The sequence below is a fragment of the Paraburkholderia sp. genome, from assembly GCF_050742655.1.
GTDB lineage: Bacteria > Pseudomonadota > Gammaproteobacteria > Burkholderiales > Burkholderiaceae > Paraburkholderia.
In genome coordinates this window covers 402,859-417,083 of record NZ_JBOIGG010000003.1, presented here as the reverse complement: position 1 = coordinate 417,083, position 14,225 = coordinate 402,859, and the positions used below count along the sequence as shown (strand labels likewise).

General features: G+C 61.7%; 10 protein-coding genes and 2 tRNA genes. 6 read left to right on the top strand and 6 right to left on the bottom strand.

The window, feature by feature from the left end; genetic code table 11:
- Positions 1-376 precede the first annotated feature (376 nt).
- On the top strand, positions 377-2,092 hold the full coding sequence (locus ACREXZ_RS07050) for a hypothetical protein (protein WP_431763314.1): 1,716 nt from the start codon (positions 377-379) through the stop codon (positions 2,090-2,092).
- Between the two features lie 588 nt (positions 2,093-2,680).
- Here ACREXZ_RS07050 and ACREXZ_RS07045 read toward each other — a convergent pair.
- From ACREXZ_RS07045 to ACREXZ_RS07030, 4 genes are all read right to left on the bottom strand, one after another.
- A complete protein-coding gene (locus tag ACREXZ_RS07045; protein ID WP_431763313.1) occupies positions 2,681-3,541 on the bottom strand; it encodes a DnaB-like helicase C-terminal domain-containing protein in 861 nt (286 codons plus the stop codon).
- Between the two features lie 180 nt (positions 3,542-3,721).
- Positions 3,722-4,948: a tyrosine-type recombinase/integrase gene (locus tag ACREXZ_RS07040; RefSeq protein ID WP_431763312.1), complete on the bottom strand. Its 1,227-nt coding sequence runs from the start codon at positions 4,946-4,948 to the stop codon at positions 3,722-3,724.
- A gap of 152 nt (positions 4,949-5,100) precedes the next feature.
- Positions 5,101-5,187, bottom strand: a tRNA-Leu gene (locus ACREXZ_RS07035).
- 163 nt (positions 5,188-5,350) lie between these two features.
- Positions 5,351-5,437, bottom strand: a tRNA-Leu gene (locus ACREXZ_RS07030).
- A gap of 352 nt (positions 5,438-5,789) precedes the next feature.
- Here ACREXZ_RS07030 and rnr point away from each other — a divergent pair.
- The 4 genes from rnr to rpiA all read left to right on the top strand — a co-directional run bounded on the left by rnr (position 5,790) and on the right by rpiA (position 10,833).
- Positions 5,790-8,252, top strand: a complete 2,463-nt coding sequence (gene rnr / locus ACREXZ_RS07025) for a ribonuclease R (protein ID WP_431763311.1) — start codon at positions 5,790-5,792, stop codon at positions 8,250-8,252.
- Between the two features lie 159 nt (positions 8,253-8,411).
- The gene (gene rlmB / locus ACREXZ_RS07020) at positions 8,412-9,161 is read left to right on the top strand and encodes a 23S rRNA (guanosine(2251)-2'-O)-methyltransferase RlmB (protein WP_431763310.1); all 750 of its coding nucleotides are present in this window, start codon (positions 8,412-8,414) and stop codon (positions 9,159-9,161) included.
- Positions 9,162-9,176: 15 nt separating this feature from the next.
- A complete protein-coding gene (locus tag ACREXZ_RS07015) occupies positions 9,177-10,079 on the top strand; it encodes an N-acetylmuramoyl-L-alanine amidase (protein WP_431763309.1) in 903 nt (300 codons plus the stop codon).
- 61 nt (positions 10,080-10,140) lie between these two features.
- A complete protein-coding gene (gene rpiA, locus ACREXZ_RS07010) occupies positions 10,141-10,833 on the top strand; it encodes a ribose-5-phosphate isomerase RpiA (protein ID WP_431763308.1) in 693 nt (230 codons plus the stop codon).
- 21 nt (positions 10,834-10,854) lie between these two features.
- Here the strand turns inward: rpiA and ACREXZ_RS07005 are convergent, their stop codons facing one another.
- Complete coding sequence (locus ACREXZ_RS07005; RefSeq protein ID WP_431763307.1) at positions 10,855-11,331, bottom strand: energy transducer TonB; 477 nt, start codon at positions 11,329-11,331, stop codon at positions 10,855-10,857.
- Between the two features lie 130 nt (positions 11,332-11,461).
- The gene (locus tag ACREXZ_RS07000; protein WP_431763306.1) at positions 11,462-12,700 is read right to left on the bottom strand and encodes a glycosyltransferase family 4 protein; all 1,239 of its coding nucleotides are present in this window, start codon (positions 12,698-12,700) and stop codon (positions 11,462-11,464) included.
- Between the two features lie 216 nt (positions 12,701-12,916).
- On the opposite strand from ACREXZ_RS07000, the gene ACREXZ_RS06995 reads away from it, so the two are divergent.
- Positions 12,917-14,149, top strand: a complete 1,233-nt coding sequence (locus tag ACREXZ_RS06995; RefSeq protein WP_431763305.1) for a glycosyltransferase family 4 protein — start codon at positions 12,917-12,919, stop codon at positions 14,147-14,149.
- The last annotated feature ends 76 nt before the right edge of the window (positions 14,150-14,225 follow it).

Genomic DNA, 14,225 nt, shown 5'->3' with positions numbered 1-14,225 from the left:
CTTTGGAATCGCTATTTTGCTACTGATGTTTGTCGCGGAAAGCTTGAGTCTCGTCATCACCACAAGAAGCGCGTTCAGTCGCGCAGTGGGCAGCTGTCGCACACTCACCCTATGAGCTAGCTGTCTTCGTGACGCCGAGCATTGGATCATCATCGGCGCCGGCAAGGTCGCAGCGGACGAAGAGCACTGTTCTTCGCCACTTATCTGATAGGATTAAAAGTGACGGTTTCAACTCCTATAGAGATCGTTCGGGGATCACGCCTCTACCAAAAGTAACTGTCAAAATGGCGAAAAAAAACCAGCGATTGCTAGCCTCAGACCTTATCTCGCGCCGCTTTTGCTGAAGAGGGTTCAGCCGGGCACCTCTGAGGCGTTGATGAAGGACTTGCGGAAGGAAATCGAAACGGCGATCAGCAGCGGCTTGAACGCCAGCCGATCGATTATTGGCCAGTCCCGCTATGACAGCCCGGGTAACTTGCTAGTCGGTGTAATCGAATATGTAGAGGAGAGTTCCCCGAGCTGGGCACTCAATAGCAGTTATTGCGACGTCAACCATCATGTCGTCGTTGTTGCGATCAAGGGAAGTCATGTGGCCATATGTGTGTCGGACACGCCGTTTCGTGGGCGGTTGGCGAAGAGTCTAAAGGCGGCCAGACCAGTTAGCCGTGAGATTCTGGAGCGGTCGTTTGTCGGCGTGCGCGCAAGGGCGATGTGGCTGAACGGCATCCATCCTCAAACGGACTGGAAACCCACGGCAAAAACCTTGATGGGGCAGGCGCTTGAACATACTCTCGATCCGCTCGGTGACCAGAGCTTTTACTACTCGGCGGTGCGAAGTCATGTAAGCCTGTCGCCATCGACGGGTAGCAGTCTTGAGACGCTTGTAGGTGCTTCGCCTGACGCAGGCCACATCTGGGTAAATCGGCCAGGAGACTGGAACGAATTTGCTGCAAAAGTTGAACAGATTTTGGACATTGTAGCGAGCCCCCCGTCACCGCCGACTACGCGTCGCTTTCAGGCACTCGCGCAAGCCGTATCGGATCTGGTCAATGTCAAGGATGCCTATGACATCGCGCTTGTGCCGCCAGAACTTCTGTCAGACGAAGAGGTGGATGGGCAAACACGTGAACTTGCGATGCAGTGGGCATACAACGCGCAATTTGACATTGTGTCGACCAGCGGAGCCAATCTGATCAGCGACGTGCATCTCGCCGGCATACATATTGGCCGTTTCGAACTCGCGCTCAAAGCGAACGCTCCGCATATAGATGTCTCTGTGAAGTGGACTGTCATGCCAAAAGACCAAAGTCTAAGGCGAAAGGAGTGCGAACAGTTTTTGATGGAGCCGAAATGGCTTAAGGTTTACTACGAGAGTGCGCATACTCTTGCATATGGCCGGCTTTTCATATCTTCTTATCAAGATCAACAGTTTGAATGGACCTTCCAGTCCATGATCGGATACGACGTCACGGCTGAAAAGCCAAAGGTCTTGCCCACTAAAACACTCGCTGAGAGCATTGGAGAACCAAAGCATGGCGGGGGAGGCAACGACAACTCACTATTTGGCTTTATCCTGATGCAGCTTTTCCCCAATGGTTGGCTCGCTTGTGACGATGGTTCGATGGAACTGGCGGACTTCGTGCACATCGGCGATCGCACAGGCGAAGTGACGCTTATCCATGCGAAGGCCGCCAAAGGCGCTGACCCGCAACGACAAATTTCGGTTTCAAGGTATGAGGTTGTGGTTGGTCAGGCAGTGAAAAATCTGCGTCACTTGATGAGCACGACCCTTGTGGCCCAGCTCGAGAAGGGCAAGTTGAATCAAATGGCGAAAGCAGTCTGGTACAACGGAGTCAGGCAAGCGGACCGGACGGGCATCATCGCACGTGCCGGACAGCTTGCCCCCAACCATCCCAAACGAGTGATCGTCCTTCAACCTCAACTAACGAAGACGGAGCACGACAATTGTCGCAGTCTGCAGCCGCCGAATGTGCGTGCGCTGAAAATACGTCAACTGGATACGCTGATGCTCTCGGCTGATCTATCGGCTAGAGCTGTCGGCGCAACACTGTTGGGAATTGGCGCTCAATAAGAGGCGTTATCAAGATCGCTGACGGTACGGAGGCATTCCCCTCGGACGGCCTTATCCGATATCGTCCCCCGACGTCTGAAATTTCGACAATCGTTGAGAGCGACTCAGATTTAACCTTAAAGCGGTGGTTGTCGATACGTGTGATGCGGATCGGATATAGCCGATGCCATCCGAGATCCAGAATCAGCGTTGCTTTACCGACGGGGACGCCAGCGCGTCAGGCCCGAGCGCGCGCAACTTGAGTACCTCCGATTAGGCGTCCGCGGCAATTGGCCGCGTTGATGGTAGCGGCATCAATGGGCTTTGATCGGACGGCGTTGGAAAGCGCCTGACGGTACTAACGACGGTATCATTTTCCACAAGTCGCTTTTAGACAGCCCGCCTCGATGATAAATTGAAGAAGGCGCATTGATCCTCCGTTGCGATGCACAGAGAGCCGCTTAGTGCTGGCAGGATTTTTCGGTATCACTGGCGGTATCGTCGCCACGCGAACTGATGGAGCCGCCGTCCCACAAGGGTTCCGGCCGCAGATTGACAATCGAGTGGGGGTGATCGATACAGAACGGTGAGCGCACGGAAAGGGGGGCCTCAAGTGGGGGCGAAGTCGTCAACCGATTTTTTCGAGCGCGCGCCACTGATTCGCTTTTGGGACTCAAGTGACACTGAAGTACCGTCCATCGACTTGCAATCATATACGGTGGCTTGATAGGTCGTCACCTGGATTTGGGGATCTGTTTGCACGTCCATGATAATAATTCGATCCGCCACGTGCTCTACCCCGCTGCAGTGTTCCGCAAGGTCCCTTAATGTTGCTCGCTTGTCGTGCCTAACTTCAACCCAGTGCGACAACCCTACGCCGACGATCACCGTCACATGAAGCGCCTGCGCAGTTTCCCGTAATCTCTGATACACGGCGATCGGGGGCAAACTGCTCGAAATCAAATGGATGTTGTCGATGAATACAAAGGTGCCGCGCGGTACGGACTTAATTTCATCGCAAACGGCGTCGAGCGTTGAGGTACTCTCACAGACTTGCACATTCTCATAGTCAGCATCACACAACTCCTCGATTGCCGGCGGCAGTTTTGGCCAGTCGTTATCTGTGATCAATTGCTTGTGTATTCTAGGCGCTGGTATTCCAGATACGACGGCAAGGATGTGCGCAACCAGGTCGAAGGCTGAACCATTACAGACTAATAGAACTTTGCTTTCGCGTGGCAAGAGACGGAAGATCTTGGCGAGTGCCTCTTGACGAAAGAATGATCGCCGGGCGGCCGCAACGATCAGTCCAGTCGAACCCAATCCCAACGCTTTTTGCGCATCGGAGTCCTCTGTTAGAGAGCTGCTATCGGTTAGATGATACGCAGCATCAAGTTCCTCAACGTAGTTGGTGATGAACTTCGCGACGCCAAACCTAGTCACCGCCTGTTTTGTTTTCCCGTTACTCATAAAGTGCCCTTGCGTTGATTATCGCCGCAATTTTCTCATGGGACGGATCGTCGGAACGGGCGACGTCGGCGCGTCGGAACGAGATCGAGGTGGCGGAATCGATGATCCGTGTCGTCGCTGTTCTGCGGGTTGGCGTTTTTTGAAGGTGTCTATGCTCGGAGCTTGTTTTTGCACGCAGGTTCAAGCAGCCGGATTATCTGTCGGCGTCGTTTTACACAGCTTGTCGATGTAGTCAGCCCACACCTGCATCACGCGGCGACGATCATCGTCGAAAGTTGTTCTGTCATAGGCCTTCTGTACGTCGCCTCGTTTCGCGTGTGCGAGTTGCGCTTCGAGAACATCGATGTCGATGCCAAGCCGCTCCCTGCCAACGGTTCGTAACATTCCACGAAATCCGTGCGTGGCGTGCTTTCCTTTGAAGCCCATATCACGCAGGGCTTTGCTTAACGCGTCTCGATGCAAGTGTGGAGTCTTCTGGCGGGCAGGAGATGGGAAGACATAGTGCCCCTTGCCAGTATGTGACTGCAACTCGTTGAGGACGGCGATCGCCTGTTTGGGTAATGGCACGATGTGATCGTGCCGCATTTTCATCCGCTCGGCTGCAACATGCCATTCAGCAGTCTTAAGGTTCACTTCGTCCCACGGCACTGCGGCTACTACGCCGGGGCGAAGGCCAGTCAACATGGTGAGCTTGAGGGCGGCGCGGGTAATGGGCGACTTGTAGGCATCGATAGCAAGAGCGAGCGGAGCTATATCCGCAGGTTTGGTAATCGCTGGTATATGGCCTTTCTTGTGGCGTGGCACAACGCCGCGGAGTGTCAAGGCGGCGCCATCTTCGCGCAGTCCGTTCTGGACGGCATACGTCACGATGCCGCCGACATACTGCCGTGCTTTGGTAGCAAGGTTGGGCGCGTGAGAGGCGATGGCTTCGAGTACCGGCTTGACCTCTGGCGTCGCAAGCGTCGAGATGGGCTTGTTGCGGAGCGCGGGATTTAGATATTCGCGGACAACAAACTCTGCCTTCCGGTAGGTTTCATCTGCCCATTCCTTGCGTTTGAAGTCGAGCCAGCGCTGGGCGACGAGATGGAAGGCGCCTTCGGCTGCGCGTTTGCGGGCCGTGGACTCCGCCCGGCGATGTTCGACCGGATCGGTGCCTTCGTGTACAAGATTGCGCGCGGTAGTGGCCGACCGTCGCGCGTCAACGAGCGTGATATCGGGGTAGGGGCCGAGGCTGAGGAAGTTCTCCTTGCCCGTGCTTGGTCGTCGGTAGCGGAACAGCCAGGTCTTGGTGCCGTTCGGCTGGACCCTCAGGGCGAGCCCGTTTCCATCCGCGAGAAGGTAGGAACGAGCGCGCGCTTTGGCGGCACGGAACACCAACTCTGACTTCGGTTCGACGCGTCTGGGCATGGCTTTGCCCCCGGATCTGGTATACGCAATAGTATACGCAAAAATCGTCGATGTCAGTGGAACGCAAGGGATCTGTAGAGAACAAAAAACCCCGTAAGACGTTGATCTTACGGGGTTTCTCGGACTTCTCCGGCTTACACCGGAACTACTGATGGTGCCCAGGAGAGGACTCGAACCTCCACGGTGTTGCCACCGCTAGGACCTGAACCTAGTGCGTCTACCAATTCCGCCACCTGGGCATGTTTCAGGCTAGTTCCCTATTTTAGCGGGATGATGCAATGTGTCAATTGAAAGTTGGGGGCGCCGGGCCTTTCACGACGAGGCCAGGAGGCCATCATCAGCCATCGCTGAAACGAAATCGCCAAAAAGAAAAGCCGCCCGAAGGCGGCTTTCCAGAATGTCTGGTGCCCAAGAGAGGACTCGAACCTCCACAGTGTTGCCACCGCTAGGACCTGAACCTAGTGCGTCTACCAATTTCGCCACCTGGGCAGGTGTCTTTACTGCTTTTTTGCATGCTCGCCGGTTGTTTCCAGCGCGGCCTGCAGGAAAGAACGCAATTATATAGGCCGATCGAATGCTGTCAAGCGTTTCGCGCGGGTTTCGAGCCCGGTGCGACGCGTTGCACTCGTCACCTGTTCGCTGCGACGCAAGGTGCCGCTTGCTGCCTGGGACGGGTGTTAGAATGCCCCGCAGAAGTCCTTCCGGACTGGCTCGCGAGCACCTCTCGGGTCCGCGGCTCCGGCAAACCGGCGGGGAGGGTCCCCGGTCAGGTGAGTCCGGTCATGCACCGCGTCATCTCGCCACGACGTTCACGCAACGAGAACAAATCATCGACAAGCCCTTGAGCAAATATCCGTACCCGATTCCGAGCCGCGAGGAAATCCTCGGCGTGCTGCGCACGAGCGAAACGCCGCTTGCCGCGAACGACATCGCCGAAGCGCTGTCGATCAAGCGCCAGGAGCGCGAAGGATTTTTCAAGCGCCTGGGGGCGATGGAGCGCGACGGCCAGATCCGGCTCGATCAGCGCGGCCATTACCAGCTGACCCATCCGTCCAATTTCGTCGCCGGCCGTGTGCAGGGGCATCGCGACGGCTTCGGGTTCCTCGTGCGCGACGACGGCCAGGACGATCTGTTCCTGCCGACCGGCGAAATGCAGAAGGTCATGCACAACGACCGTGTGCTTGCGCGCATCGTCGGCTATGACCGGCGCGGGCGGCCCGAAGGCCATATCGTCGAGGTGACCGACCGCGCGAACCGTCGCGTGATCGGCCGGCTGCTGAACGAGAACGGCGCAATGATCGTCGCGCCGGAAGACAAGCGCATCGGCCACGACATCCTCGTCACGCAGAACACCAAGAAGGCGAAGGTCGGCCAGGTGGTGGTCGTCGAGCTGACGGATTTCCCGAGTCGTCATTCGCAGCCGCTTGGCCGCGTGGCCGAAGTGCTCGGCGACATCGACGACCCCGGCATGGAAATCGAAATCGCGGTGCGCAAGTACGGCGTGCCGTACGAGTTCGGCCGCGCCGCGCTCGACGAAGCCGCGAAGCTGCCCGACGAAGTTCGCCCGGTCGATCTGCGCCATCGCGTCGATCTGCGCGACGTGCCGCTCGTCACGATCGACGGCGAAGACGCCCGCGACTTCGACGATGCCGTGTATTGCGAGCCGACGTCGGTCGGCCGCGGCGACGGCTTCCGGCTGATCGTCGCGATCGCGGACGTGTCGCACTACGTGCAACCGAAGGGTGGCCTCGACGCCGATGCGATCGAGCGCAGCACGTCGGTGTATTTCCCGCGTCGCGTGATCCCGATGCTGCCCGAGAAGCTGTCGAACGGGCTGTGCTCGCTCAATCCGCACGTCGATCGTTGCGTGCTGGTGTGTGACATGATCGTCACCGCGCGCGGCGAGATCAAGGGGTATCAGTTCTATCCCGGCGTCATGCATTCGGCCGCGCGGCTTACGTACACCGAAGTCGCCGCGGTGCTGAAGAACACGAAGGGACCCGAGGCGACGAAGCGGGCCGCGTTGCTGCCGCATCTGCAGAATCTGAACGGCGTGTACAAAGCGCTGTTCGCGGCGCGCCAGAAACGCGGCGCGATCGATTTCGACACGACCGAGACGTACATCGTCTGCAACGCGCAGGGCAAGATCGAGCAGATCGTGCCGCGCACGCGCAACGACGCGCACAAGCTGATCGAAGAATGCATGCTGGCCGCGAATGTCTGTGCGGCCGACTTCATGAAGCGCAACAAGCACCCTGGCCTGTATCGCATACACGCGGGACCGACCGCAGAGCGCCTCGAAAACCTGCGCACGTTCCTGCGCGGAATGGGGCTCGCGCTCGGCGGCGGCGAGTCGCCGCATGCGAGCGACTACGCGGCGCTGATGGCGCACATCCGCGATCGCCCCGACGCGCAGATGCTGCAGACGATGCTGCTGCGCTCGATGCAGCAGGCCGTCTACAGCCCGGACAACATCGGTCACTTCGGGCTCGCGTACGAGGCGTACGCGCACTTCACGAGTCCGATCCGCCGCTACCCCGATCTGCTCACGCACCGCGCGATCTACGCGATCCTGCAGGGCAAGAAATACCATCCGGAAGCGCCGGCAGGCGTCGAACTGAATACCGCGCTGTCGCCGCGTGCCCGCGCGATGCAGCAGGCCGACGACCAGAAGCGCGCCCGCAGCCGGGAAAACACCGCGATCTGGGAAGAACTCGGGCTGCACTGCTCGTCGAACGAACGGCGTGCGGACGAAGCGTCGCGCGACGTCGAAGCATGGCTCAAGTGCTACTTCGTGCGCGACAAGCTCGGCGAGGAATACGGCGGGATGGTGAGCGGCGTCACGTCGTTCGGCATCTTCGTGCAGCTCGATGCGCTGTTCATCGAAGGGCTCGTGCACGTCACCGAACTGGGCTCCGACTACTTCCAGTACGACGAGATCAAGAACGAACTGCGCGGCGAGCGTACGGGCATCCGTTACCGCTTGTCGGATCGCGTGCGCGTGCAGGTGAGCCGCGTCGATCTCGACGCGCGCAAGATCGATTTCAGGCTCGTGCGCGATGCGCCCGTGAAGCCGCCGACCGCGCGCCCGACGCACGTCGACAAGGCTGCACTCGACGTCGGTGGTCCGCGTGTGCGTTCGCTGCCGCCGGCCGAAAGCGGTCGCCGCAAGAAGGCGGCGCCTGCGCAGACGGTCGCCGTGAAGGAGGCGCGGGCCGCGCGCGGTGCCGCGAAGAAACGGGGCGCCGCGCCGAAGTCTGCACCCCGGCCGGCTGCGAAGCCGCAGGCACGTAAAAAACGCTGACCTTGCGCGGCGTACGCCGCATCGGGTCCGGGCGCGCGCAGCAGCGGGCAGGTTCGCCGCGCTGCGCGCGTTTTGCATGGGTCGTCCGATCCCGGGCCGGCCGTTGATTGCTCGCCGGCCGCGCATCGAAGAAAACGCATCTACAAAGGTTGTTCAGTCATGTCACGTCTCAAGATTCTCTACGGGTTTCACGCGGTGACCGCACGTATGCGGCACGATGCTTCGACGGTCGAAGACGTCTACTACGACGCGACGCGGCGCGATCGCCGGATGCAAGAGTTCCTGAGCGTCGCGAAAGACGCGGGCGTTCGTCTGATCGCCGCCGACGAAACGCGCCTGTGGGGTCTCGCGCGAACCGAGCGTCATCAAGGCGTCGTCGCGCGCGCGGGCGACCTGCCGCTCGCGCAGAATCTCGCGGAGCTGCTCGACGGTGTGGAAGGTTCGCCGCTGCTGCTGGTGCTCGACGGCGTCACCGATCCGCACAACCTCGGCGCGTGTCTGCGCGTCGCCGATGCGGCCGGCGCGCACGCGGTGATCGTGCCGCGCGACCGTGCAGTGGGGCTGAACGCAACCGCCGCGAAAGTCGCGAGCGGCGCTGCGGACACCGTGCCGTACATCACTGTGACGAATCTCGCCCGCGCATTGCGCGAGTTGAAAGAGGCGGGCGTGTGGATCGTCGGCACGTCGGGCGACGCGACCGCGAGCCTCTACGCCACGAAGCTCGACGGCCCCGTCGCGATCGTGATGGGCGCCGAAGGCGAGGGCATGCGCCGGCTCACGCGCGAAACCTGCGATCAGGTCATGCAGATTCCGATGGCAGGCACGGTCGAGAGCCTGAACGTGTCGGTTGCGAGCGGCGTGTGTCTGTTCGAGGCGGTGCGGCAGCGGGCGGTGAAGGGCAACGCGTAACGCGCAGGTTTAACCATGTCTGCGCGGAACCATCGCTACACACGTGTCGTACCAAAAGTCGTCGCGTTCGCGTCGCTAGCATTGCTGCTCGCCGCATGCTCGACTACGTCGATCGATCGCGGCACCTACGTCGCCGATACGCGCTACCACGCGCAGAACGTCGATTCTCGCGTGCGCTTTCTCGTGATGCATTACACCGAAATCGACGAGCAGCGTTCGCTGCAGGTGCTGACCACCGAGGGCGTCAGCGCGCACTACGTCGTGCCAGATGCGCCGCAGATCCGCAACGGCGAGCCGGTCGTGTGGCAACTGGTACCGGAGTCGCAGCGCGCGTGGCACGCGGGCGCGAGTGCCTGGCAGGGAACCACTGAGCTGAATGCAGCGTCGATCGGCATCGAGAACGTCAACCTCGGGCCCATCGATACACCGCAGGGCCGTGGCTGGCAACCGTACCCGCCGGCGCAGGTCGATGCGCTGATCCGCCTGTCGAAGGACATCGTCACGCGCTACGCGATTGCACCGACGCGCGTCGTCGGTCATAGTGACATCGCGCCGCAACGCAAGATCGATCCAGGCCCGTTGTTTCCGTGGAAGCAGCTCTATGACGCAGGTGTGGGCGCGTGGCCCGATGCGGCGACGGTCGATCGCGATCTGGCCGGACGCGATCCGCACGCGCCCGCCGACGTGCAGTCGCTGCAGCAGAAGCTCGCGCGCTACGGCTACGACGTCGCGACCGACGGCGTGCTCGACGAACGTACACGCCGCGTATTCGCGGCGTTCCAGATGCACTTCCGACCCGCCGACTATAGCGGCCACGCCGATGCCGAGACCGACGCGATCGCGCAGGCACTGCTCGACAAGTATCTGCCCGCCACATCTACAGCACCAGCAACACCGGATGCGCAACCTGGACCGTGAATCCGGCCAGCCTCGCGACTCCGGTAAACTCCAGTCTTTCCCGCCTCCCGCTCTTCTTGCCATGACTCAAGACGAACTCAAGCAACTGGTCGGCCGCGCCGCCGCCGACTACGTGAACGCGCACGTACCCGAAGGCGCCGTGATCGGTGTCGGTACCGGCTCGACCGCGAACTGTTTCATCGATGCGCTCGCCGCGAGCCGGTCGCGCTATCGTGGCGCAGTGTCGAGTTCGGTCGCGACGACCGCGCGTCTGCAGTCGCATGGCTTCAAGGTGTTCGATCTGAACGAGATCGACACGCTGCCGGTGTACGTCGACGGCGCCGATGAGATCGACGCCAGCGGCGCGATGATCAAGGGCGGCGGCGGGGCGCTGACACGCGAGAAAATCGTCGCGTCGGTGGCGGAGGTGTTCGTCTGCATCGCCGATGCGTCGAAGCGCGTCGCGGTGCTTGGCCAGTTCCCGCTGCCCGTCGAGGTCGTGCCGATGGCGCGCATCGCGATCGGCCGCCGCATCGCGGCACTCGGCGGCGTGCCGGTGGTGCGCGTGACGAAGGACGGCACGCCGTTCATCACCGATAACGGTAACGAGATCATCGACGTGAAGGGTCTGCGGATCGACGATCCACGTGCGCTCGAAGCGCTGATCAACGGCTGGCCCGGCGTCGTCACCGTGGGTCTGTTCGCCGCGCGCGGCGCGAACCTGTGCCTGATCGGCGCGGAGCACGGCGTCGAGACGATCGAATACGGCAAGTAGGACGTTCGTTGCTGCCCGATCTCATTCGCAGGTCTTTGCGGTGCCAGCCATCGTGCAATGCTTGACGGACCAGTTGCTCTGGTCGGACAGGCCGACCTGAATGTTCGGCCGGAAGTGCAGATCGATGCGTGTGACCGACGTCCCCGCCGGTGCGTGAGGTAGCGGCGATGCGGCGGCGATCGCGCGTTCGGTGGCTGTGTCCCACGCGGCATTGCCGCTGCTCTGTAGCAGACTCGCCGATGCGAAGGCGCCGTCCGGCGCAAAGCGCACCGACACGACGGACTCCGGATAACCTTCGATTTCGCCTTGACGGGTGCGCAGATTGCGGCCGATCGTGCACCCGGCATAGCGCGACCACTGCTTGCGGTCGAGTTGATCGAGCGACGGTGCGGGGGTGCCGAGTTGCGTGAGGCACGCCTGCGCGACTTCCTCCCGCGAAGGTCCTGCTTGCCACAGGTCACCGTTCGCGCACCCAGTAACGAGAGCGACGATCACCATTGCTGCGAGTCCGCTTACCGCCCGTACGCTTGTCCGTGCATGCCGATTCATTGTTATGTTCGCCGCAGGTTGGTCTGCGGCGATTATAGGCGTTGCGTCGTGGCTTCTACCGGTAGCGGCATGACGTCGTTTATTTCGCTGTGTCGGCGATGGCCTGCGTCATCCGGCGCAGAAAGCCGTCGAGCGAAAAATCGCGCCGCACGTCGACGAGCGCCTGCCTGGCAAGACGCTGTGCGAGCTCAGGCGACGCGTGCAGCGTGCGGATCGCGTCGGCGAGCGCGACGTCGTCGCCCGGCTCGACGAGCCAGCCGTTCTGCCGGTGCCGCACGATCTCGGTGACACCGCCCGCGGCTGTCGCGATCACCGGCCGTCCGGCCGCCATTCCTTCGACGATTACGCGGCCGAACGGCTCCGCATCCGTCGACGTATGCAGCACCACGTCCATCGCTTTCATCCATGCGGGCATGTCGTCGCGAAAGCCCGCGAAATGCACCCGATCCGCAACGCCGAGCCGCCTGGCCTGCTCGCGCAACTGCTGCGCGTACGCGTCCTCACCGAACAGCGCCGCGCCGACCAGCACCAGTTGCACATCGGGTAGTCGCGCGAGTGCATCGATCGCGATGTGCTGACCTTTCCATGGCGCGAGCCGCCCGAATAGTCCCGCGAGCCACGCATGCTCCGGCAGCCCGAGACGCCGGCGCAATGCGGCGACGTCGTCAGGATGTTCGGCGACGGGCGTGTCGAATGCATGCGTGTCGATGCCGTTGTACACGACCGGCGGCGTGTCGGATGCGCGTCCCGTCAACGCCGCAAGCGATTGTGCGGAAGCGTGTGAGTTTGCGACCACGTGATCGACCGCATGGCGCACGAGCCATTTGACGACCACGCGCTGCGCCGTCCCGAAGTGTTCCGGCGACATGATGTCGTGCAGATGCCAGATCACCGGCCGACGATGCAGCGGCTTACCGAGCGCACCGAGCACGAGCGCCTTCTGCGTGTTCAGGAACAGCACGTCGAAGCGTTTCGCTTCGCGCGCAAGGGCGCATGCCTGGCGCACGATTGCGGGTAGCGCGCGCAGCCAGCCAAAGGGCAGCGACTGCCGCCTGATGCGCGACACGCGCACATCGCCGATCACACGCACGCGTACGCCGAGCGCTTCGAGCCGCGTGCGGAAAGGGCCATCCGACAGGAGCACGACTTCGCTGCGCGGCGCACACAGCCCGGCGAGCGGCAGCAACGTGAATTCGGCGCCGCCTAGTTGTCCGCTCTGGTCGACGAACAGCACGGTGGGCGCACGCGCGACCGCGGTGTTGTCGCGTGGATCGGCGGGAGCGAGCGGAAGTGACGGAGCGAGGCGGGGAGCGTTCATCGGCGCGGTGCGAATAAAGAGACGAGTAAGGAAACAAATCGAGATACAAATAAAACGGTAAACAGCGCGGCAAACAACGCATCGAATAACGAAACAAGTCGGCGGAATATCGAGACAAGGATCGCGAGATTCAATTATTCGCGCACTGTCGCGCGCGCAGTGTGGCCGTGCGCACGCACGGCGCGAGACTCGGCTCGTACACTCGACTGCGTGGCGATGGGGACGTCCATGCGCCTTTCTACAGGTAGCGAGATCATGAAAGTGGCGATCGTGCACGACTGGCTCGTGGCGCCAGGCGGTGCGGAGAAAGTACTGGAGCAGATCGTCCAGTGTTTTCCCGATGCTGATCTGTTCAGCCTCGTCGATTTTCTCGAAGATCGCGCGCCGGTCCGCGGCAAACCCGTGACGACCTCGTTCATCCAGCGCCTGCCGTTCGCCCGGCGGCGCTATCGCGCGTATCTGCCGTTGATGCCGCTCGCGGTCGAGCAGTTCGATCTGTCGGGCTACGACCTGATCGTCACGAGTTCGTATGCGGTTGCAAAGGGTGTGCTGGTCGGTCCGGACCAGGTCCACGTGAGCTACGTGCATTCGCCGATGCGCTATGCGTGGGACCTGCAGCACCAGTATCTCCGCGAAGCGCATCTGACACGCGGCCCGCGCTCGTGGGCGACGCGCGCGCTGCTGCACTATCTGCGCGGCTGGGACGCGCGCTCCGCGAATGGCGTCGACTGCCTGATCGCGAATTCGCATTTCGTTGCGCGCCGCATGTTGAAGACCTATCGGCGCGAGGCTTCGGTGATCGCGCCGCCCGTCGACGTGCATCACTTCGACGTCCACGAGCAGAAGGACGACTTCTACCTGACCGCATCGCGGATGGTGCCGTACAAACGGATGGATCTGATCGTCGACGCGTTCACCGCGATGCCGCAACGCAAGCTTGTCGTGATCGGCGACGGTCCCGAGATGCAGAAGATCCGCGCGAAGGCCGGCCCGAACGTCGAGATCATGGGGTATCAGCCGTTCTCCGTGCTGAAGGACCACATGCAGCGCGCGAAAGCGTTCGTGTTTGCCGCCGAGGAGGACTTCGGCATCGCGGTCGTCGAAGCGCAGGCGTGCGGCACACCGGTGATCGCTTACGGCAAGGGCGGGGCGCTCGAAACCGTCGTGCCGTTTGGCGAACCGCAACCGACCGGCGTGCACTTCACGCAGCAGAGCGTGTCGTCGCTGCTCGATGCGGTCGATCGCTTCGAGCGCAATCGCGCGGCGATCCTGCCGGCCGTGTGCCGCGCGAACGCGGAGCAGTTTTCCGCTGCGACGTTCCGGCGCGCGTTCATGGTCGAGGTCACGCGCGCGGTCGCGGCTGCCGGCGCGCGCGGTCGTCGCCCGGTACAGGCGCTCGATCCCGCGTGGCCACGTGACTCCGCGCAAAGCAGCATGTGGGGACGATGAGCGTATGAACGTGACACCACCCGCCGATTTTTCGACCCATACCGATACCAACAGACAGCCGTCGTTCGTCCGCGAG

Bases quoted from the DNA above. Each gene is read 5' to 3' on its own strand.
- ACREXZ_RS07000 (WP_431763306.1), bottom strand. From the start codon at position 12,700: ATGAACGCTCCCCGCCTCGCTCCGTCACTTCCGCTCGCTCCCGCCGAT.
- ACREXZ_RS07005 (WP_431763307.1), bottom strand. From the start codon at position 11,331: ATGGTGATCGTCGCTCTCGTTACTGGGTGCGCGAACGGTGACCTGTGG.
- ACREXZ_RS07050 (WP_431763314.1), top strand. From the start codon at position 377: ATGAAGGACTTGCGGAAGGAAATCGAAACGGCGATCAGCAGCGGCTTG.
- ACREXZ_RS07045 (WP_431763313.1), bottom strand. From the start codon at position 3,541: ATGAGTAACGGGAAAACAAAACAGGCGGTGACTAGGTTTGGCGTCGCG.
- ACREXZ_RS07015 (WP_431763309.1), top strand. From the start codon at position 9,177: ATGTCTGCGCGGAACCATCGCTACACACGTGTCGTACCAAAAGTCGTC.
- ACREXZ_RS06995 (WP_431763305.1), top strand. From the start codon at position 12,917: ATGGGGACGTCCATGCGCCTTTCTACAGGTAGCGAGATCATGAAAGTG.
- rpiA (WP_431763308.1), top strand. From the start codon at position 10,141: ATGACTCAAGACGAACTCAAGCAACTGGTCGGCCGCGCCGCCGCCGAC.
- ACREXZ_RS07040 (WP_431763312.1), bottom strand. From the start codon at position 4,948: ATGCCCAGACGCGTCGAACCGAAGTCAGAGTTGGTGTTCCGTGCCGCC.
- rlmB (WP_431763310.1), top strand. From the start codon at position 8,412: ATGTCACGTCTCAAGATTCTCTACGGGTTTCACGCGGTGACCGCACGT.